Raw genomic sequence first — 1415 nt, 5'->3', positions numbered from 1 at the left:
CGGGGCGCCACGGCACCTCATAGCCGAAGCTGCGCATGATGGCGACCCCGGGCACGTTCTGCGAGGCCATCGTCACGAGGAACAGCGGCAGCGCCAGTCCGACCACTGCGCCGAACGTGAGAGTCGGCGCGGTGAACTCGAGCCGCGGCATGAGCAGCCGAGGATCGATGGCGGCTCCGGTGGTCGCGACATGCACGCCCACGACGACGGATGCCGCGACGAAGGCGAGCGGCACGGCCCAGCGCGGGGCGAGCCGGACGAAGACGAGCCACGTGACGATCACGGGCACGACTCCCCAGGGGTTCGCGACGATGCCCGTCACCGGCTCGAGGCACAGCGGCAGCAGCACGCCGGCGAGCATCGCCTGCGCGATCGACGGCGGGATGCGGGCGATCAGGCGCCCGAGCTGGGGCCACAGCGCCGTGAGCAGGATCAGCCCTGCCGTGATGAGGAACGCGCCGACGGCCGCAGGCCAGCCGCCCTCGACCGCGCCGGTGGCCGCGAGCACCGCCGCCCCGGGGGTCGACCAGGCCACGGTGATCGGCATCCGGTAGCGCCACGCGAGGATGATCGACGCGACGCCCATCGTGAGGCACAGCACGAGGAGGCCGCTCGCCGCCTGCGCCCGAGACGCCCCGACGGCGTCGAGGCCGGTGAGCACGACCGCGAACGAGCTCGTCACGCCCACGAGCGCCGTGACGATCCCGGCGACGACGGGACGCGACAGCGGCACACGCGCCTCGGAAGGGGCGTCGACGGAAGGGGCGGGCTCGGTCATGAGACTCCGACGGTAGCGGATCGCGTGCCGGCAGTGCCTGCGCCAACCGGAGTCCGGTGGCTTGCCGCGCGCACGCTCGGGGCGCCGCGCCGCGACTCCCTCCGCCAGCGCCTGGGTAGGCTCGATCCATGCGTCGCACCGCACGGCTGTCCCCGTCGGCGAACCAGACGCAGCTCGCGGCAGCGTTAGCGGAGCTGCGGGAGTCGCTCGGCGTCCCGACCGGCTTTCCCGCCGATGTCGCCGCCGAAGCCCGGCGCGCGGCCGCCGCACCGCTGGGCGATCTCCCCGATCTCGCCGACGTCGAGTTCCTCACGATCGATCCGCCGGGATCCACCGACCTCGACCAGGCGCTGCACCTCAGCGCGACATCCGACGGCTTCACCGTGCGCTACGCGATCGCCGACGTGCCGTTCTTCGTCACTCCCGGCGGTCCGCTCGATGCGCAGACCCGCCGGCGTGGGCAGACGCTCTACGCGCCCGACGGGCGCGTGCCCCTGCATCCACCCGTCATCTCGGAAGATGCGGGGTCGCTCCTGCCCGATCGCGTGCGCCGCGCGTTCGTGTGGCAGTTCGCGCTCGACGCCGACGGCACGCTGCTCGACACCACCCTCACCCGGGCGCTGGTCCGGTCGCGGCG

2 protein-coding genes are annotated in these 1415 nt (G+C 73.5%); one reads left to right on the top strand and one right to left on the bottom strand.

Annotation, left to right across the window (positions count from 1 at the left end):
• Positions 1–778: benzoate/H(+) symporter BenE family transporter (locus EIO58_RS17890; protein ID WP_205789385.1), on the bottom strand; the 778-nt coding region annotated here is incomplete at its 3' end.
• Between the two features lie 128 nt (positions 779–906).
• Between EIO58_RS17890 and EIO58_RS17885 the strand changes: the two genes are divergently transcribed.
• Positions 907–1415 (top strand): RNB domain-containing ribonuclease (locus EIO58_RS17885; RefSeq protein ID WP_127820552.1); only part of this gene is annotated, 509 nt, incomplete at its 3' end.

This window comes from Microbacterium sp. CPCC 204701, from assembly GCF_004010105.1.
Taxonomy (GTDB): Bacteria; Actinomycetota; Actinomycetes; order Actinomycetales; family Microbacteriaceae; genus Microbacterium.
This window is presented reverse-complemented; position numbering and strand designations above follow the sequence as displayed.